This window comes from Flavonifractor sp. An4, assembly GCF_002161755.1.
GTDB classification, from domain to species: Bacteria; Bacillota; Clostridia; order Oscillospirales; family Oscillospiraceae; genus Flavonifractor; species Flavonifractor avicola.
Genome location: NZ_NFIL01000045.1, coordinates 1 through 17,216 on the forward strand (window position 1 = coordinate 1; position 17,216 = coordinate 17,216).

A 17,216-nucleotide genomic window follows, 5' to 3' on the forward strand; every position below is an offset into this window, starting at 1 on the left:
GTCCTTGGAGGTGAGCATCAGGCCAAGACGCTCTCATTCTAACAGCTTTGGCAACGATGCGGAAAAAAACACGGCTGGCTGCCGTGCCTTGAACCGTAAATATATTGTAATAGGAGGAGTGGAGTATGCCCAATATCCCCATCGTTCCCATTATTATCATTATTCTGGCTGTGCTCATTATCCTGCTGCTGGCCGCCAACCTGAAAATCGTCCAGCAGTCCAAGGCCTATGTCATTGAGCGTATGGGCGCCTTCCACTCCGTGTGGGGCGTGGGCGTCCACTTCAAGCTGCCCTTCGTGGAACGGGTGGCCAAGGTGGTCTCCCTCAAGGAGCAGGTGGTGGATTTTGCCCCTCAGCCCGTCATCACCAAGGACAACGTGACCATGCAGATTGACACGGTGCTCTACTTCCAGATCACCGACGCCAAGCTGTATACCTACGGCGTGGAGCACCCCATGAGTGCCATTGAAAACTTGACCGCCACCACCCTGCGCAACATCATCGGCGAGCTGGAGCTGGACCAGTCCCTCACCAGCCGGGACATCATCAACTCCAAGATGCGCTCCATCCTGGACGAGGCCACCGACCCCTGGGGCATCAAGGTCAACCGGGTGGAGCTGAAGAACATTATCCCGCCCAGAGAGATCCAGGACGCCATGGAGAAGCAGATGAAGGCCGAGCGGGAGCGCCGGGAATCCATCCTCCAGGCCGAGGGCCAGAAGCAGTCTCAGATCCTGGTGGCTGAGGGCGAGAAGCAGTCCCTCATCCTCCGGGCCGACGCCGCCAAGCAGGCCGCCATCATGAAGGCCGAGGGTGAGGCCGAGGCCATCCTGAAAGTGCAGCAGGCCACCGCTGAGGCCCTGAAGCTCCTCAACGAGGCCAGCCCCACCGACCAGGTGCTGAAGATCAAGGCCCTGGAGGCCTTCCAGGCCGCCGCCAACGGCCAGGCCACCAAACTCATCATCCCCAGCGAGATCCAGGGGCTGGCGGGGCTGTGCGCCTCCGCCAAGGCGGTGTTTGAGTCCTCCGCCGATGCACCTAAGAAATCCTAATATCCCCTGCCATTCTAACGGCGCGCCGCAGTTTCGCAGCGCGCCGTTTTTTGTTCTTTTAAATTTTATGACATTCCATCACATTTACCTTGACAACTATCCTTGTCAGTGCTATGCTTATTTTGACAAGGATAGTTGTCATTTTGACGCAGATATTTGTCAAACCGGAGGTGTGACCATGCCGCTTTACAACCGGCTCAAGGAATACCGGGCCAAACTGGGGGTCAATCAGCAGGAGATGGGCCGCCTGGCGGGGGTATCCCGCCAGACCATCAGCCAGATTGAGCGGGGAGATTATTCCCCCTCCGTAACCCTGGCTCTCAAGCTGGCTAAACTCTGCGGGGTAACCGTGGAGGACATTTTTACCTATCAGGAGGATGAGCACGATGAATGACACAGTAAAGCGGGACAATCGCAGGTCCTTCCCTCTCTTTTTGCTGGTAATTCTGTTATCCGCCGCTCTGGGCGCTGTTGCGGGCTTTTTCAGCGCCATGGCGGCGGACCGGGGAACACTGGACCTAATCTGGGCCGGGCTTGACCGGCTGATGGAGGTCATCACCCCCTGGGCCATCCCGGTGTGCAGCGCTGTGCTGCTGATCCCCGGCTTTATCCTGTATCGCGCCGCCAAAAAGGGATATGCCGCCTGGGACCAGGAGTCGGATGATGCCTACCAGAAGATGGAGGACCAGCTGAGTTATGCCCTGCTGCTGAGCAGTCTGGTGGTACTGGCCAATCTGTTTTTTCTGGCGGCGGGCTTTCTCTACGCCGACATTCTGACCAACGCCCTGTGCTTCCTGGTATCCATGGGTCTCATGATGGTCCTTCAGCAGAAGGTGGTTGATCAGACCCGTCGGATGAATCCCGAAAAAAAGGGCAGCGTCTACGACGTGAACTTCCAAAAAAAGTGGCTGGAAAGCTGCGACGAACTGGAGCGGGCCCAGATCGGGCAGGCCTCCTTCCGCGCCTTCAAAGCTGCCAACGGAGCCTGTGCCGCCCTCTGGCTGGTGCTGATGCTTCTGAGTCTGGTGGCCGACATCGGCCTTCTGCCCATTCTGGTGGCAGTGCTGGTGTGGGGGGTACTCCAGGTGTCCTACACCCTTGAATGTATCCGCCTTAGCCACCGCGGTTCCAGATAAGCAACAGAACGGGACGCCCGCGGGCGTCCCGTTCTGCTTTAGTTGCACCAGGTAATGTTGTCGCTCTTTCGGTCCGGAGGTGCGGGGCGCTCCCCGGCGGCATAACCCAGGGCTACGCCGATCAGGGGCTCATAGCCCTCCGGCAGGCCCAGTCTGGCACGCAGAGCCGGGTCGCTGAAGGCAATCATGGGACCCATGAGGAAGCAGGAGCCCAGCCCCAGCTCGGTGGCGGCCAGCATCATATTCTCCGCCGCGCAGGACACATTGGCCATGTTGAAGCCCTTCTCATCGTTTCCCCCTGGGGCAGAGAGCACCACCAGAGCCGCCGCGCCATAGAGAGGGTGAAATCCATCCTGGGCGGCCAGCTGCTCCAGGAAAGGCACACCGGAGTGGGCCATTCCCTCCACCGCTGCGGTGTCCACGGCACTGATCTGCTCCGATCCCACAAACACACTCATATGGAACTGCCCGAAGATGGGCGCCTGATTGCCCGTGCGGAGCACCGCCTCCAGCTTCTCCCGCTCCACAGGCCGGGCCTCATAGGCACGGATACTCCGGCGGGTCTCGATCGCCTGCTGTACATTCATTGAGAAATACCCCTTTCTTTTTTCGTGCTTGTGGCTATAATTATAAATATCGTCTAAAAATGCGCAAGTACGCAATTTTTCTTTACTCAGTAAGAAAAAACTTAGTGAGGAGGGGTATTGATGGAGGGCTGTCCCGTCAAATTCGCCCTGGGACTGGTCAGCGGAAAGTGGAAGCTGCGCATCCTCTGGGAGCTGAACCAACAGGAGATCATCCGTTTTAACGAGCTTCAGCGCAGGCTTTCCGGCATTTCCAGCGTCATGCTCTCCAAATCCCTGGAGGAGCTGGAGCAGTGCAAGCTGGTCCACCGGGAGCAGTACCCGGAAATTCCGCCCAAGGTGGAATATTCTTTAACCGAGCTGGGCCGTTCCATTGACCCCGCCCTCCGGGCGCTGGGAGAATGGGGAACACACGCCTACGAGGAGATCCATGCCAACTAAATGCAAAAGAACCCCCGGAACCAGTGGTTCCGGGGGTTCTTTTGTAAAGAATATAATGGGTTATTTCTTTCTGGTAGGCGGGGGAACCACCGGCGAGTCGTGCTCGAAGGCGTCGAAGTAGTCCTCGTTCTGCAGCTCCGGTTTGCGGTGACGCACCGCCTCGGTGATGATGGGATAGAGCACAATGGCCAGCAGGCCGCCGGAAAAGCCGTTGTTGTAGAGGTTGAAGCCCTCCACCGGAGTGCCTGCCCGCAGCACCACCGAGGAGTGGAGAAATCCGGCCACAACACCGAAGGGCCAGCCGAAATAGCCCGAGATGGGCGCCAGAGTGGTACCGAAGAGCAGAGCCAGCTGCACCGCGCTGTCATTGATGTGCCAGTGCATACAAAAGCCGCCCAGCACCACGCCCAGCATAATGGGGATGATATTGCGGGCGTGCTTACCAAAGGCAGAGAAGCCCATGATGGTAAAGATGCCGCCCATAGTGGGACCGTTTAAATCGCCGCCGGTGGCCAGGATGAAGGTCATACCGATCAGTCCGTTAACACCTACGTTGATCAAAGTAGGGGCAGCGCCAAACATACGCAGGTAGTCACTGGGGGCCCGGCCGGTGGTGAGCAGCAGCCGGCGGTAACCGGCCCAGGCCGCCCAGATCGGCCGTCCGCTGAAAAACAGGCCCATAACAATCAGGATCAGGCACAGCCCGCCCAGGCAGATCCCCAACTGCAGATTGTAACCGGTGGCCCAATGGTGCGCCACATTGGGATCAGCCCCCAGTGAGGTCATCACCGGCACCATGATGGTGGCCAGCAGGCCGCAGGCAAAACCCATGTTGTACAGGTTCATACCGTTCTGGATCTTGTATGTATAGGCGGACAGAGGGGGCAGCACAAAGCCGATGATGGCGCCGATGAGAATAGCCCACCAGATGTTGCCCCAGCCGTTATCCAGGGCCACATAGCTGATCACCGGCGACAGCGAGGTTGCAAGCAGGGACACTGAGGCATACTTGCCAAATGGTTCCCGCCGGACCTTGGCATACAGGAAGGTGCCGAAGATGATGGGCCAGATATTGGCGATGTTCTTGCCGAAGAGGGCAAAGCCCGCCATCAGGCCGATCTCCACCAGCGTATAGCCGTTGAGAGGATCTTTGCTTAAGTGTAGGATTCCCAGACTGATGAGGGTGACCAGAGCAGCGTTGACAAAGGCCGCCCCGATGCCCGCGATCTTTACATAGTCGGTGATGAGGGCATCCTCCGTCTGTATGATCTTCCACAGGCCGGGCAGGATCTGGCTTGGATCCCCCAGGATCAGCCCGATGGCGATCAGGTAGGCGGCAAAGCAGATGGCGATAGGATAGATCTTGTGGTAGCGCATATGGTGTCCCCTTTCGGATGGCAGCCGTCTTACAGGCCGTCAAAATAGGCTCGGGTCTGTTCCGCGTTACGCATGACTTCTTGCTTGAGCTCCTCCAGGCTATCGAACTTCCGCTCTCCCCGCAGGCGCTTATAAAACTCCATCCGGACGCTCTGTCCGTACAAATTGCCGTTGAAATCCAGGATAAATCCTTCTACAGTGACCCGGTTGCCATCGTCCACCGTGGGACGTACCCCTATATTGGTCACCGCCAGGCGGCTGTCGCCGTTTTCAAACCACACTTTGGTAGCATATACCCCGTAGGCGGGCACCAGCACGCCGGGCTGGAACCGCAGATTCACCGTGGGAAAGCCCAGAGTGGACCCCAGCTTCTTACCGTGGGCCACGGTATCGGTGAGGGTATGAGGATGGCCCAAAAATTCGTTGGCCCGCTCCATCTCACCCTGGGCTACCAGGGTACGGATATAGGTGGAGGACACCGTGATGTCGTCCCGGCACACCTTGGGAATGATATCGCAGCCAATGCCCAGCTCCTGACACAGTGTCTGGAGCCGCTCCGGATTACCCTCTCCCTTATAGCCGAAGTGGAAATCGTGGCCGGCCACCAGATGGACCGCCCCATGCTCCTTCACCAGATAGTCGGTGACAAACTCCCGCCAGGGCATCTGCATCATCCGCTCGTCAAAGTGGGCTACGATCACGTCCCGGATCCCATAGTACCGCCGCATCAGCTCCGCCCGGTCCAGGGGCGAACTGAGCAGAGGAACTGCCGGGGTCTTGAGAATCAGGTTCTCCGGATGGGTATCAAAGGTGACCGCCGCCGGGACGGCTCCCAGTTCGGCCGCCTTCTCCCCCACCCGGCGCAGCAGGGCGCCGTGGCCCAGGTGAACGCCGTCAAAAAAGCCCAGGGCGATCACACGTTTTGTCTCTGTCCCGTTCACTGTCTCACACCTCGAAAAAACTTTTGATGGTAGCCATTACACCGCCAGCGCACCGGCCCAGCAGCAGGAATTCTCCATCAGGGCCGTACACCCTCCATGTACCGTCAGCCACGGCACAGGAAAAGGGACTGCCGTTTTTGGCCTTCTTCAGCACCTCCGCTCCGATGGTCACCGCCGGGTATTCCCCGAAACAGCCGTCCACCGGGATCAGCAGGGACGCCGGGTCGGTGGCAGCCTGGAGTTCCTCCAGAGTTACCGCCTGATCCAGAGTATATCCCGCCGCCTCGGTGCGCCGCAGGGCGGACATACAGCCGCCGCAGCCCAGCGCCTGCCCAATGTCATGGCACAGGGTACGGACATAAGTGCCCTTGGAGCAGCGCACCCGCAGATACCAGGTATCCTCCTCCTGAGGGAACCCAGCCGGGGCCTCCTCCAGCACCTCCAGCTCATAGATGGTCACCGGCCTGGGGGGCCGCTCCACCTCTTTGCCTGCACGGGCCAGCTCGTAGAGCTTTTTGCCATCCCGCTTGATGGCGGAATACATGGGCGGGATCTGGAGGATATCCCCACGGAAGGGCTCCAGGGCCGCTTTCAGGGTCTCCCGATCCACCTGGACCGGCCGCTGTTCCAGCACCTGACCGGTGGTATCCTGGGTATTTGTCATAACACCCAGTTTTAATCCGGCGATATATTCCTTTTTCCCCTCGGTGGCAAACTCCACCGCCCGGGTCGCCCGACCCACAAAGACAGGCAACACACCGGTAGCCATGGGGTCCAGGGTGCCGCCGTGGCCAATCCGCTTTTCGTGGAAGATCCCCCGCAGCTTGGCACAGATGTCCATGCTGGTCCACTCCTGGGGCTTGTCGATGATAATGACTCCGTTAGGCATTGCTTTCCACCTGCCGGATAGCGTCCAGGATGGCGGACTCCGCCTGCTCCAGCGTACCGTCCACGGTACAGCCCGCGGCGGCGGCGTGCCCGCCGCCCCCCAGCAGGGCGCACACACGGGTAGCGTTCAGTCCGCCGCTGGTGCGGACGGACAGCTTGCAGGCCCCGTCCTCCAGCTCCCGGATGGTGACGGAGGTCTCCACTCCCTCGATCTGGCCCAGGAAAGCGGCGATGTCCTCCATATCCTCCTCGGTAGCCCCGGCCTCATCCATCAGGGCCAGGGACACGGGGGCCACGGCCACCTTGCCGTCCTCATAGCGGTGCATCCGTTCCACAATGAGCCGTTCCACCTGGAGCCGGGCCCAGGTCTTGGTACGGAAGTGGCGCTTGTTCAGGGGGAATACATCAATTCCAGTGTCCATCAGGGCGGCGGCCACCCGGTGGGTATCCGCCGTGGTGTTGCTGTACTGGAAGCAGCCGGTGTCGGTGGATACCGCCACATACAGGGGAACCGCCGTCTCCTGGTTGATCTGCCCCAGTTCTTTCAGGATGTCGTAGATGATCTCGCCACAGGCGGCCCGCCCGGCGTCCAAGCAGGTCTCCTTGGCAAAAAATTCCTGAGAGGGATGGTGGTCAATGGCCAGATCGATTCCCCGCTCCAGCCAGGGCTGACCGGATGTGGTAAACAGGCCCCGGGCGGCGATGTCCACGCTGACCACTGTCTCCGGCTCATAGCCCTCGGGGGCCAGCAGGCCCTCCAGATAGGGGGTGAACAGATGGGTCTCTCCTGTACCGGGGCAGATATGGGCCGTCTTGCCCAGACCACGCAGGCCCCGGCACAGGGCGGCAGCACAGCCAATGGTATCTCCATCGGGCCGCTTGTGGGTGAGGATCAGGTAGCGGTCGTGGGCGCGTAGCCAGGCCGCAGCTTCGGTATAGGTCATGGAGCTCACTCCTCGCTGTCCAGATCGATGTGGGCGTTGGCCGGATTGGCAGGCTTAACTACCTCCGGGTCCCGCAGCATACTCAGAATGTGGGCGCCCTGACCGATGGAGTCATCCTCCACAAATTGCAGCTCAGGGGTATAGCGCAGCTTCAGGGCCGCACCCAGCTCCCGCCGCAGATAGCCCCCGGCGGATTTGAGGCCCTTGACCACCTCGCTCACGTCGCTCTTGTCCAGCACGCTGACATAGATCTTGGAATAGCGCAGGTCGGAGGTGGTATCCACGCCGGTGATGGACACCAGCCCGTGGACCCGGGGGTCCTTGACCGTGCGGATGAGAGTAGCGAGCTCCCGCTGGATCTCCTCGTTGATACGTCCAATACGATTACTTGCCATATTTTTCTCCTATTACGCAATACAGACCCGCCCCCTCCTCAAATGAATTGGGGACGGAACGGGTCTGATTTCATTTTTTATAATTATACTTCAATTTGCTCCATCAGGAAGGCCTCGATCACATCGCCGAATCCCAAACAATGCAACGCATTGTTTGGGAGCCCTGTCATTTTACCTGCTCGGGCGAAATGAATTCGCCCTGCGCCAAGGTTTTACCTGCGGTAAAACACTTGTACGGCGCAAGCACCGTCCCACCTGCGGCGGGGCCCCAAGGAGGGCGACTGGGAAAGCCTTCTCTGTTCATAGGTTAGATAATTACACTTCAATCTGCTCCATCAGGAAGGCCTCGATCACGTCGCCCTCCTTGATGTCCTGGAACTTCTCAAAGGTGATGCCGCACTCGTAGCCCTGAGCCACTTCCTTCACGCTGTCCTTGAAGCGCTGGAGAGAGGCGATGGAACCGTCGTAGATCACCACGTTGTCGCGCAGCAGGCGCATCTGGGCGCCGCGCTGCATCTTGCCGCCCGTGACGTAGCAGCCGGCCACCATGCCCACGCCGGTGATGCGGAACACGTTGCGCACCTCGGCCTGGCCCAGCTCCACTTCCTTGAACTTGGGAGCCAGCATACCCTTCATGGCGGTCTCGATCTCGTTGATGCAGTCGTAGATCACGCGGTACATCCGCATATCCACCTTGTTGCGGGCGGCGCTCTCCTTGGCGTTGGAGTCGGGACGGACGTTGAAGCCCACGATGATGGCGTTGGAGGTGGTAGCCAGCATAACGTCGCTCTCGTTGATGGCGCCCACCGCGCAGTGGATGACCCGCACCCGGACCTCGTCGTTGGAGATCTTCTCCAGGGAGGCCTTGACGGCTTCGGCGGAGCCCTGAACGTCGGCCTTGACGATGATGTTCAGGTCCTTCATCTCGCCCTGCTTGATCTGGCTGAACAGATCCTCCAGGCTCACCTTACCCACCGGGCTGGAAGCAGCCATCTTCTGATCGTGCTTGCGCTGCTCCACCAGCTCACGGGCCATACGCTCGTCGGCCACGGCGTGGAAGTCGTCGCCGGCGCCGGGCACCTCGCCCATACCAATGATCTCAACGGGCACGGAAGGACCGGCCTCGGTGAGCTTCTCGCCACGGGCGTTGGTCATGGCGCGGACACGGCCCACGGCGGTACCGGCAATGATGATGTCGCCCTGATGGAGGGTACCATTCTGCACCAGCAGAGTGGCCACAGGACCGCGGCCCTTGTCCAGACGGGCCTCGATGACAGCGCCGTGGGCGGAGCGGTTGGGATTGGCCTTCAGCTCCTGCATCTCGGCGGTCAGGTTGACCATCTCCAGCAGGTTGTCGATGCCCTCGCCGGTCTTGGCGGAGATGGGGCAGATGATGGTCTCGCCGCCCCACTCCTCAGGCACCAGCTCGTACTTGGTAAGCTGCTCCTTGATGCGCTCGGGGTTGGCCTCCGGCTTATCCATTTTATTGATGGCCACGATCACGGGGATCTTGGCGGCCTTGGCGTGATTGATGGACTCCACGGTCTGGGGCATGATGCCGTCGTCGGCAGCCACCACCAGGATGGCCACGTCGGTGATCATAGCACCGCGGGCACGCATGGCGGTGAAGGCCTCGTGGCCGGGGGTATCCAGGAAGGTAATGGGCTTGCCCTGGACCTCCACCTGATAGGCACCGATATGCTGGGTGATGCCGCCCGCCTCACCCGCCGCCACATGGGCGTTGCGGATATAGTCCAGCAGAGAGGTCTTGCCGTGGTCGACGTGGCCCATAACCACCACCACGGGGGCGCGGGGCAGCAGATCCTCTTCCTTATCCTCGGCAGTGTCGATGAGCCGTTCCTCGATGGTGACAATGATCTCCTTCTCCACCTTGCAGCCCAGCTCTTCAGCGATAATCGCAGCGGTATCGAAGTCGATGACGTCGGACAAGGAGGCCATGACGCCGTTCTTCATCAGGGTCTTGACCACCTCGGCGCCGGTCTTCTTCATGCGGGAGGCCAGCTCGCCCACACCGATCTCGTCGGGGATCTTGACGGTGAGGGGGGTCTTTTTGGCGATCTCCATCTGGAGCCGGCGCATCTTCTCCTGCTCCTCCTGGCGGCGCTTGTTGCCGCCCTGGAAGCCGCCCTTGCGCTGGTTGCGGCCCTGGAACTTCTGCTTGCCGGCCTGCATCTGCTTGGTCTTGCCGGCAGCCAGGTCCTCCAGACGCTGGTCGTACTTCTCCAGGTTCACGTTGCCGCTCTTGCGGGTGTCCACAACCTTCTTCTCAGGCACACGGGTCGTGGGCCGGCTGGGCTGCTGGACGGGCTGAGTCTTGGGCTGCTCCGCCTGAGCGGCGGGTTTATTGACAGGCGCGGTATGTTCCTTCACAGGCTTTCCACCCTTCTGGTTCTGCTGCTGAGCGGGAGCAGTGCGCTGCTTCTCCTTCCCGGCGGCAGGTGTTTCCTTGGCCGCGGCCTTGGGTTCCCGATACACGTCGGCGTAGATGCTCTCAATGCTCTCCACCTGATTGTGCTGGGTGAGATACTCGAAAATCAGAGACAGCTCCCGGTCGCCCAGAGGCTGCATATGGTTCTTCGGAGTCGTCGCGTATTTGGTCAGAATGTCGGTGATGTCCTTGGAGTTCTTGTTGAAATCCTTGGCCACCTCATGCACACGATATTTGTTGTTCAGCAAATAAAGCCACCTCCAACTGGTCGGCTTGCGCCAATAGGAAAACGCGGCGGGACCGCTGCGCTTTCTTATTGGAACAAGCCTGCTTGTTCCAATCTGTCCTCAGCCACTTCTTGTTCATGGCTGCTGCTTCTTGATGGTCAGTTTGCCCTTGGGGGCAAACGGTCTTGCCTGCTTTTTGACCGCGGGCGGATTCTCGGGCGCTTTGGCCGCCTTGGGAGGCGGAGCCCACGGCTTCTTGTTCTTCTTTTGCAGGTTCTTCTCATGGGCCCGCTGTTCCTTCTGCCGCTGAAGGGCCTTCCCTGCCTTGATTTTCAGCTCCTCCGCCGCGGCGGAGCAGTGCTCCGGATCGGCTTGAGCCAGCTTGGCAGCAATGGCGGCGGCCAGCCCCACGTCGGTGAGGGCCAGCATGGTGCAGGCAGAGCGGCCCACCGCACCGCCCAGGCCGCCCTTGGTGTAGGGCGTTGGCAAGTGGGGCACCTTGCCGATCTCGGCAAAGTGAGCGGCCCGGCGCAGGCTGTTGTCCGCGCCGTCACAGGCGGTGAGGATCAGCTTGGCCTGGTGGGCCCGGGCGACGGCGCCCACCGGCTCCTCGCCCACCTCCACACGGCCTGCCTTACGGGCGATGCCCAGCAGATGCAATACGCTATCCATCCTGATCGCCCTCCCGCATCTGCTGTTCCAGCGCCTCATATACCTCGTCGGGCATGGGGGCGGAGAAAGCCCGCTCCAGCGCCTTGGCCTTCCGGGCCCGCTTCAGGCAGGCCTCGTCGGGACATACATAGGCCCCCCGGCCCGGCTTCTTTCCCTTGAAATCCAGGGAGACTTCCCCCTCGGGGCTCTTCACCACCCGGATCAGCTCCTTCTTGGGCTTCATCTCCCGGCAGCCTACGCACTGACGCATGGGAATCTTCTTGGGCATCCTTCTGCCCCCCTTCCATCTTATTTGATCACTGAGGGATTACTCCTCGGTCTCGGCCTCGTCCTCGAGGATCACGTCCTCCTCGTCCTCCACTTCCTCGTCGGCGGGGGCGGAGGCGGGCTTGATGTCGATCTTCCAGCCGGTCAGCTTGGCGGCCAGGCGGGCGTTCTGGCCCTCCTTGCCGATGGCCAGGGACAGCTGATCGTCGGGCACCACCACGCGGCAGGTCTTGCCCTCCTCGTGGATGTCCACGCTGATGACATCGGCGGGGGACAGAGCGGCGGCGATGTACACGGCGGGGTCCTCAGACCACTTGACAATGTCCACCTTCTCGCCGCGGAGCTCCTCCACGATGTTGTTGACACGCTGGCCCCGGGGACCCACGCAGGCGCCGATGGGGTCCACGTTGGGATCGGCGGACCAGACAGCCAGCTTGGTGCGGGAACCGGCCTCACGGGCAATGGACTTGACTTCCACAGTGCCGTCGTAGATCTCGGGCACTTCCATCTCGAACAGCCGCTTCACCAGGCCGGGATGGGTGCGGGAGATCAGGACCTGGGGGCCCTTGGTGGAACGGCGGACCTCCACCACATACACCCGCAGGCGCATTCCTTCCACATACTCCTCACCCTTAACCTGCTCGCCGGCAGCCAGGAAGGCCTCGGTGGCCTCGCTGCCGGAGCCGATCCGCAGGCTGGCGGCGCCGGAGCGGGGATCGATACGGGTGACCACGCCGGTGAGGATCTCGTGCTCCTTGGAGGAGAACTCGTCGTACACCATGCCCCGCTCGGCCTCGCGCATACCCTGGATGATGACCTGACGGGCAGTCTGAGCGGCAATGCGGCCAAAGTCCCGGGTCTTGATCTCGATCCGGATCACATCACCCAGCTGGGCCTGGGGCAGCTTGCTGCGGGCAACCTCCAGGCTCATCTCGGTGCAGGGGTTATCTACCTCCTCCACCACGTCCTTCTTGACGAACATCCGGACAGTGCCGGCCTCCTCGTCGGCCTCCACCACGATATTGTCACCGGCAGTCTCGTGGTCCCGCTTATAGGCGGACACCAGGGCCTGGGTGATCTTATCCAGCATGTAGGACTTGGGGATGCCCTTTTCCTTCTCAATCAGGTTGATGGCGGCAAAAAATTCCTTGCCGTCCAGCTCATTGGTCTTCTGCGCTTTGGCATTCTTCTTCGGCATAGTTCTGTCTCCTTATCCTCAACACGGGCGGTTTCTGTCCGCCCCTACATCTTAAAACCGCACGTACAGCCGGGTCTGGGCCACGTCCTTCTTGACGAAGGTTCTGGGACCGTCGGCTGTCTCAATGGTCACGTCGCCGTTTTCATAGCCGGACAGGGTGCCCACATGGTCCTTCCGGCCGTCCACCGCCCGGTAGAGGCGGACCTCCACCTCAGCCCCCATAAAGGCGGCAAAGTGCTCCGGCTTCTTCAGGGGCCGGTCGGCGCCGGCGGAGGAGACCTCCAGCACATAGCTGCCCTCAATGGGATCGGCCTCGTCCAGCGCGTCGGACAGGGGGCGGCTCACCGCCTCACAGTCGTTAATGGAGACGCCGCCTTCCTTATCAATATAAATCCGCAGGAACCACTGTCCCGCTTCCCGCACATATTCCACGTCCCACAGGGAGCAGCCGGCAGCCTCCACCAGGGGGGCCGCCAGAGCGGATACCAGTTCCGTTACCTTGGCCATAATCCACCTCCGGCAAGGGGCTGTAAAAAATTTACATACCCCGTTTTTTCAATAAGAAAGAGCGGAGCCGTGACCCCACTCTCACCATACTTCTACTACTAACGTATGTACTATACCACAAACCGGTGTTTTGTGCAAGGGTCTGCCGTGATTTTTTCCAATCCGGTCTTTTTTATGCATTTGAGTTGACATAAGGAAACCCTCTGGTACAATAGGAATCAGATTCATTTTTTAAGGAGGTCGGAACATGGAAGGCAACAAGCAGGCCCTGGAAATTTTGGGCGAGGTAAAGAAAGCGGTGGTGGGCAAGGACAATGTGCTTGCCAAGGTACTGCTTGCCATCCTGGCCCGGGGCCACATTCTGCTGGAGGACATCCCCGGCGTAGGTAAGACCACCATGGCTCTGGCCTTTTCCAAGGCTCTGAGCCTGAAATATAACCGTGTGCAGTTCACCCCCGACGTGATGCCCTCTGACATCACCGGTTTTTCCATTTACAACAAGGCCACCGGCGCCATGGAGTATCAGCCCGGCGCGGTGCTGTGCAACCTGTTTCTGGCAGACGAGCTGAACCGGGCTACCAGCCGCACTCAGTCCGCCCTGCTGGAGGCTATGGAGGAGGGCCAGGTCACCGTGGACGGTGTGTCCCATCCGGTGCCTCAGCCCTTCCTGGTCATCGCCACCCAGAACCCGGCGGGAGCCTCGGGCACTCAGCCGCTCCCCGACTCCCAGATGGACCGGTTCATGATCCGGCTTTCCATGGGCTACCCCGCCCCGGCGGACGAGTTTGCCATGGTGCGCCGCAAGCAGGGAAACAACCCGCTGGATCAGGTGCGCCAGGTGCTGGATCTGAACAGTCTGGCCGCTCTGCGTGCCCAGGCCGACCAGGTATTTGTATCCGACCCGGTGCTGGACTATATCATTCGGCTGGTCAATGCCACCCGCAGCCACCCCATGATCGTCCAGGGCGCCAGCCCCCGTGCCTCTCTGGCCCTTACCGCCATGGCCAAGGCGGCCGCCCTGGTCTTTGGCCGGGACTTTGTCAATCCGGAGGACGTATCCATGGTGTTTGCCGACGTGGTGACACACCGGCTCATTCTCTCCCCCCGGGCAGAGGCCAACGGCAACTTCCAGCCGGCGGCGGAGATTCTCCGGCTGGTCCCGCCGCCCAAGATCGGGTAAGGCTATGGCAGGCCGTCGGATTTTATACGCCGTTTTGGTGGGCGCGGCGGTGCTCTTTCAGATCTTTTTCCGCTTTTACCTGTCCACCTTTGTATTGGTACTCATTCTGGTGCTTCCCATTCTCTCCCTGCTGCTGGCTCTGCCCGGATGGATGGGAAGCATGGCATCGGTAGTGCCCCAAGCCCCCCTGATCACAGTAGGCGGCAGCGCCCGGTTCGGCGTGCTCCTGTACCATTCCTCTTTCCTGCCCCTCATCCGCCCCCGGATCAGGCTGCGCTGGACCAATCAGCTCACCGGAGAGTCGGGGGAAAGCAAGATCACGGTAACCGCCCGGAAGCCGGCGGAACTGACGGTGACCGCCACCCACTGCGGCCGTCTGGTCTGCCAGGTGGAGAAAGCGGTCTGCTGCGACCTGCTGGGGCTCTTTCCTCTGCCGGTGCGAAAGGGCCCGGAGCGGGCTGTCCTCATTCTCCCCGCCCAGCTGGAACTTGAGGGGAAGGAGGAGCTGGCTGCCGGTGAGAACGCCGGTACGGTACTCCGCCCCCGGCCCGGCGGCGGTCCCGGCGAGGACTACGACCTGCGGGAGTACCGGGTGGGCGACCCCCTGCGGTCCGTCCACTGGAAGCTGTCCTCTAAAAAGGACGAACTGGTGGTGCGGGAGACCCTGGAACCCCAGCAGGCCGCCATTGTGGTGACCTATGACCACTTCGGTCCGTCCGAGGAGCTGGACCGCACCTTTGCCCAGCTGTGGGCTCTCTCCCGCTGGCTGCTGCAGCAGGACCGGCCCCACCACATCCAGTGGGCTTCTCCCGTCACCGGCGTGGCAGAGGACCGGGCTGTGGACAGTCCCAACGCTCTGCTGGCCTGTCTGGAGCTGGCCTTCTCCACCCCCGCACCTCTGGAGGGCCGCTCCATTCTGGACGGCGCCCTCCGGCTGCCCGGCGGCGGTAAGGTGCGTCATCTCCATGTAACGCCGGACGGCGTGGAAGGAGGGGGACGATGAAACAGCATTCCAAACGTCAGCCCCGGCCCCGGCCGGGCTGGCTGGAGCTGCTGACCGGCGGCTTCCTGCTCTTCCTGCTGTTGTCCAGCACCCTCTGGTCCTTCTCCTCTGCGGTGGGACAGTCTCTTGAGCTCACCCTTTTCCTTACAGGCTGTGTGCTTCTGTCAGTCCTGCTCACCGTTCTGTGCGCACTCCCTACCCGCTGGATGCTGGTGAGTATGGCTGCAGTACTCTGCATTGATGGTCTGGTGATATGGCAGATGTTCACCGCCATGCGGCTGGGAGAGATCACCTTCCGCTGCTCTGTGGTGAATACGGTGTGTACCAGTCTGGAGCTGGACGGTTTTATTGAGCCCATCCTCCAGCTGGCCCCCTCCGTCTGGATCAGAGCCGCAACCATTCTGGCCCTGGCCGTGGCCGCTGTTCTGGTGGTTCTGCTGGCCCTGGCGGTGATACGGTTCCCTTCTTTTTCCGCCACCTTCCTGCTCACCGCTCCCTTTGTGCTGGCTCCTCTGTGCATTTCTGTCACACCGGCCTGGCTGCCTCTGATGGTGCTCATTCTGGCCTGGTGCGTGATGGGCCTGGGGTCCCTGGCCCGGCGGTGGGACCGGGCAGGAGCCGCACGGCTCACCCTGGTCTCCTTTCCGGCGGCAGCTCTGCTGCTGCTCCTGCTCAACGCCGCCATGCCCCAATCCACCTATCAACGGCCTCAGTGGGCAGACGACGCCCTGGACTCCATCAACAACTGGGCTTCCCATCTGAACATCACCCTTTTTAACGGCAAAGGCCCCTTCGGATTTGGCAGCGGCGGCTCCTTTACCAATGCCGACGGCAAAGTGTCCCTGGACGACGCCGGGCCCCTGAACTTCTCCGGCCGGACGGTGCTGGAGGTGGACACCGACCTGCGGGGCCGGATCTATCTGCGGGGCTTCTCCAGCGCGGTATACGACAGCGACGGCTGGGGGCCGCTGGCGGAATCGGACTATCACGACCTGGGCGTCTTCCATTACCCCATTGGTGAGGTTTCCGGTCAGTTTTCCCTCTCCGACCTATCCAATGCTTTGGGCGGCTACCAGCCTATGAACTTCCCCGCCCTGGCTGATCGAAACGCCTTCCCCAGCCATCAATATGCCAAGGTCACGGTCCGCAATGTAGGGGCTGACCCTGGTTATGTGTACGTTCCCTATCACATCCTGTCCCAGCCCAACGAGCTCAGTGGCACCAAGTTCATGTACGACTCCTATCTGGCCCGAGGGGAGGATGTGTGGACCCATACGCTGTACGTCCAGCCCGGCTGCTCCCCCGATTCCGGGGCGGCGCTGCCGGTGGAGGCCCGGCAGGCGGAGGAGCGTTATCAGGCCTTTGTCTACGACAATTATCTGACCATTCCCGACTCTCCCGCGCTGTGGGATGCCATGGTAGAGGCCACCGACCAGTTCTGGCCCCAGGTCATGGAGGCCTGCGACAGCAGGGAAATAACCAGTACCCCCGATTTCTCCTACGGCATTACCTCGGAGAACGGTATTCCTGACCTCACAAAATCGGATATCAACCTGATCCATCTTTGGACTATGGAGAGCGCCCAGGCCATCGCCGATTATCTGGCCTCCATCACTCAGTATGATCCCAACACCCCCGCCACCCCGGAGGGAGAGGATTTCGTCACCTATTTCCTCACCGAGAGTCACCGGGGCTACTGTATGCACTATGCCAGTGCCGCCACCCTCATGCTGCGGGCTATGGGTATCCCCGCCCGGTATGTCACCGGCTATGTGGCCGACGTACCCTCCTCCGGCCATGTGAATGTCCCAGATTCCGCCGCCCACGCCTGGGTGGAGGTCTATATTCCCGGCTACGGCTGGGAGCCGGTGGAGGTCACCCCCGCCTATGCCGGCAGCAATCCCGGCCAGAGCGGCACGGCCACCCCCACGCCTACCCCCACCGCAACACCTACC

General features: G+C 61.0%; 18 protein-coding genes. 7 read left to right on the forward strand and 11 right to left on the reverse strand.

Going from position 1 to position 17,216, the window contains the following annotated elements; genetic code table 11:
- Positions 1–125 precede the first annotated feature (125 nt).
- From B5F94_RS13850 to B5F94_RS13860, 3 genes are all read left to right on the forward strand, one after another.
- The gene (locus B5F94_RS13850; RefSeq protein ID WP_204247501.1) at positions 126–1,052 is read left to right on the forward strand and encodes an SPFH domain-containing protein; all 927 of its coding nucleotides are present in this window, start codon (positions 126–128) and stop codon (positions 1,050–1,052) included.
- A 178-nt stretch (positions 1,053–1,230) separates the two neighbouring features.
- Entirely contained in the window at positions 1,231–1,446 is a 216-nt protein-coding gene (locus B5F94_RS13855; RefSeq protein ID WP_087330934.1) for a helix-turn-helix transcriptional regulator, read from the forward strand.
- Positions 1,439–2,188, forward strand: coding sequence for a DUF3169 family protein (locus B5F94_RS13860; RefSeq protein WP_158099493.1), 750 nt, complete (start codon positions 1,439–1,441; stop codon positions 2,186–2,188). Before B5F94_RS13855 ends, B5F94_RS13860 begins: the two co-directional genes overlap by 8 nt.
- A 38-nt stretch (positions 2,189–2,226) precedes the next feature.
- Here B5F94_RS13860 and B5F94_RS13865 read toward each other — a convergent pair whose 3' ends face one another.
- Positions 2,227–2,775, reverse strand: a complete 549-nt coding sequence (locus tag B5F94_RS13865) for a nitroreductase family protein (RefSeq protein WP_087330938.1) — start codon at positions 2,773–2,775, stop codon at positions 2,227–2,229.
- A gap of 120 nt (positions 2,776–2,895) precedes the next feature.
- On the opposite strand from B5F94_RS13865, the gene B5F94_RS13870 reads away from it, so the two are divergent.
- Positions 2,896–3,213: a winged helix-turn-helix transcriptional regulator gene (locus B5F94_RS13870; protein ID WP_087268161.1), complete on the forward strand. Its 318-nt coding sequence runs from the start codon at positions 2,896–2,898 to the stop codon at positions 3,211–3,213.
- Positions 3,214–3,273: 60 nt separating this feature from the next.
- On the opposite strand, the gene B5F94_RS13875 is transcribed toward B5F94_RS13870, so the two are convergent.
- From B5F94_RS13875 to rimP, 10 genes are all read right to left on the reverse strand, one after another.
- Positions 3,274–4,590 carry a DUF1576 domain-containing protein gene (locus B5F94_RS13875; RefSeq protein ID WP_087330940.1) on the reverse strand — a complete coding sequence of 439 codons (1,317 nt, stop codon included), beginning with the start codon at positions 4,588–4,590 and terminating at the stop codon, positions 3,274–3,276.
- A gap of 29 nt (positions 4,591–4,619) precedes the next feature.
- Positions 4,620–5,531 (reverse strand): bifunctional riboflavin kinase/FAD synthetase, encoded by a 912-nt coding sequence (locus B5F94_RS13880; RefSeq protein WP_087330942.1) that lies wholly within the window; start codon positions 5,529–5,531, stop codon positions 4,620–4,622.
- 4 nt (positions 5,532–5,535) lie between these two features.
- Entirely contained in the window at positions 5,536–6,420 is an 885-nt protein-coding gene (gene truB, locus B5F94_RS13885) for a tRNA pseudouridine(55) synthase TruB (protein WP_087330944.1), read from the reverse strand.
- Positions 6,413–7,363, reverse strand: a complete 951-nt coding sequence (locus B5F94_RS13890) for a DHH family phosphoesterase (RefSeq protein WP_087330946.1) — start codon at positions 7,361–7,363, stop codon at positions 6,413–6,415. Before B5F94_RS13890 ends, truB begins: the two co-directional genes overlap by 8 nt.
- A 5-nt stretch (positions 7,364–7,368) precedes the next feature.
- Entirely contained in the window at positions 7,369–7,758 is a 390-nt protein-coding gene (rbfA, locus tag B5F94_RS13895; RefSeq protein ID WP_087330948.1) for a 30S ribosome-binding factor RbfA, read from the reverse strand.
- A 315-nt stretch (positions 7,759–8,073) separates the two neighbouring features.
- Complete coding sequence (gene infB / locus B5F94_RS13900; RefSeq protein WP_204247502.1) at positions 8,074–10,452, reverse strand: translation initiation factor IF-2; 2,379 nt, start codon at positions 10,450–10,452, stop codon at positions 8,074–8,076.
- 117 nt (positions 10,453–10,569) lie between these two features.
- Entirely contained in the window at positions 10,570–11,106 is a 537-nt protein-coding gene (locus tag B5F94_RS13905; protein ID WP_087330953.1) for a L7Ae/L30e/S12e/Gadd45 family ribosomal protein, read from the reverse strand.
- Positions 11,099–11,374: an RNase P modulator RnpM gene (locus B5F94_RS13910; RefSeq protein ID WP_087188576.1), complete on the reverse strand. Its 276-nt coding sequence runs from the start codon at positions 11,372–11,374 to the stop codon at positions 11,099–11,101. Before B5F94_RS13910 ends, B5F94_RS13905 begins: the two co-directional genes overlap by 8 nt.
- A 39-nt stretch (positions 11,375–11,413) precedes the next feature.
- Positions 11,414–12,571, reverse strand: coding sequence for a transcription termination factor NusA (gene nusA, locus B5F94_RS13915; protein ID WP_087330955.1), 1,158 nt, complete (start codon positions 12,569–12,571; stop codon positions 11,414–11,416).
- 51 nt (positions 12,572–12,622) lie between these two features.
- Entirely contained in the window at positions 12,623–13,078 is a 456-nt protein-coding gene (gene rimP, locus B5F94_RS13920) for a ribosome maturation factor RimP (protein ID WP_087188574.1), read from the reverse strand.
- A gap of 247 nt (positions 13,079–13,325) precedes the next feature.
- Here rimP and B5F94_RS13925 point away from each other — a divergent pair, with 247 nt between their 5' ends.
- The 3 genes from B5F94_RS13925 to B5F94_RS13935 all read left to right on the forward strand — a co-directional run.
- Positions 13,326–14,258: an AAA family ATPase gene (locus B5F94_RS13925; RefSeq protein WP_087268188.1), complete on the forward strand. Its 933-nt coding sequence runs from the start codon at positions 13,326–13,328 to the stop codon at positions 14,256–14,258.
- Between the two features lie 4 nt (positions 14,259–14,262).
- Entirely contained in the window at positions 14,263–15,261 is a 999-nt protein-coding gene (locus B5F94_RS13930; protein WP_087330957.1) for a DUF58 domain-containing protein, read from the forward strand.
- A partial coding sequence (locus B5F94_RS13935) for a transglutaminase-like domain-containing protein (protein WP_143383310.1) occupies positions 15,258–17,216 on the forward strand: 1,959 nt, incomplete at its 3' end. The genes B5F94_RS13930 and B5F94_RS13935, both read left to right, overlap by 4 nt.

Excerpts from the sequence above, each read along its gene's own strand:
- nusA (WP_087330955.1), bottom strand. The coding sequence starts at position 12,571 with ATGCCGAAGAAGAATGCCAAAGCGCAGAAGACCAATGAGCTGGACGGC.
- B5F94_RS13855 (WP_087330934.1), top strand. The coding sequence starts at position 1,231 with ATGCCGCTTTACAACCGGCTCAAGGAATACCGGGCCAAACTGGGGGTC.
- B5F94_RS13905 (WP_087330953.1), bottom strand. The coding sequence starts at position 11,106 with ATGGATAGCGTATTGCATCTGCTGGGCATCGCCCGTAAGGCAGGCCGT.
- B5F94_RS13865 (WP_087330938.1), bottom strand. The coding sequence starts at position 2,775 with ATGAATGTACAGCAGGCGATCGAGACCCGCCGGAGTATCCGTGCCTAT.
- rimP (WP_087188574.1), bottom strand. The coding sequence starts at position 13,078 with ATGGCCAAGGTAACGGAACTGGTATCCGCTCTGGCGGCCCCCCTGGTG.
- B5F94_RS13860 (WP_158099493.1), top strand. The coding sequence starts at position 1,439 with ATGAATGACACAGTAAAGCGGGACAATCGCAGGTCCTTCCCTCTCTTT.
- truB (WP_087330944.1), bottom strand. The coding sequence starts at position 6,420 with ATGCCTAACGGAGTCATTATCATCGACAAGCCCCAGGAGTGGACCAGC.
- rbfA (WP_087330948.1), bottom strand. The coding sequence starts at position 7,758 with ATGGCAAGTAATCGTATTGGACGTATCAACGAGGAGATCCAGCGGGAG.
- B5F94_RS13910 (WP_087188576.1), bottom strand. The coding sequence starts at position 11,374 with ATGCCCAAGAAGATTCCCATGCGTCAGTGCGTAGGCTGCCGGGAGATG.
- B5F94_RS13875 (WP_087330940.1), bottom strand. The coding sequence starts at position 4,590 with ATGCGCTACCACAAGATCTATCCTATCGCCATCTGCTTTGCCGCCTAC.
- B5F94_RS13870 (WP_087268161.1), top strand. The coding sequence starts at position 2,896 with ATGGAGGGCTGTCCCGTCAAATTCGCCCTGGGACTGGTCAGCGGAAAG.
- B5F94_RS13890 (WP_087330946.1), bottom strand. The coding sequence starts at position 7,363 with ATGACCTATACCGAAGCTGCGGCCTGGCTACGCGCCCACGACCGCTAC.
- B5F94_RS13850 (WP_204247501.1), top strand. The coding sequence starts at position 126 with ATGCCCAATATCCCCATCGTTCCCATTATTATCATTATTCTGGCTGTG.
- B5F94_RS13930 (WP_087330957.1), top strand. The coding sequence starts at position 14,263 with ATGGCAGGCCGTCGGATTTTATACGCCGTTTTGGTGGGCGCGGCGGTG.
- B5F94_RS13925 (WP_087268188.1), top strand. The coding sequence starts at position 13,326 with ATGGAAGGCAACAAGCAGGCCCTGGAAATTTTGGGCGAGGTAAAGAAA.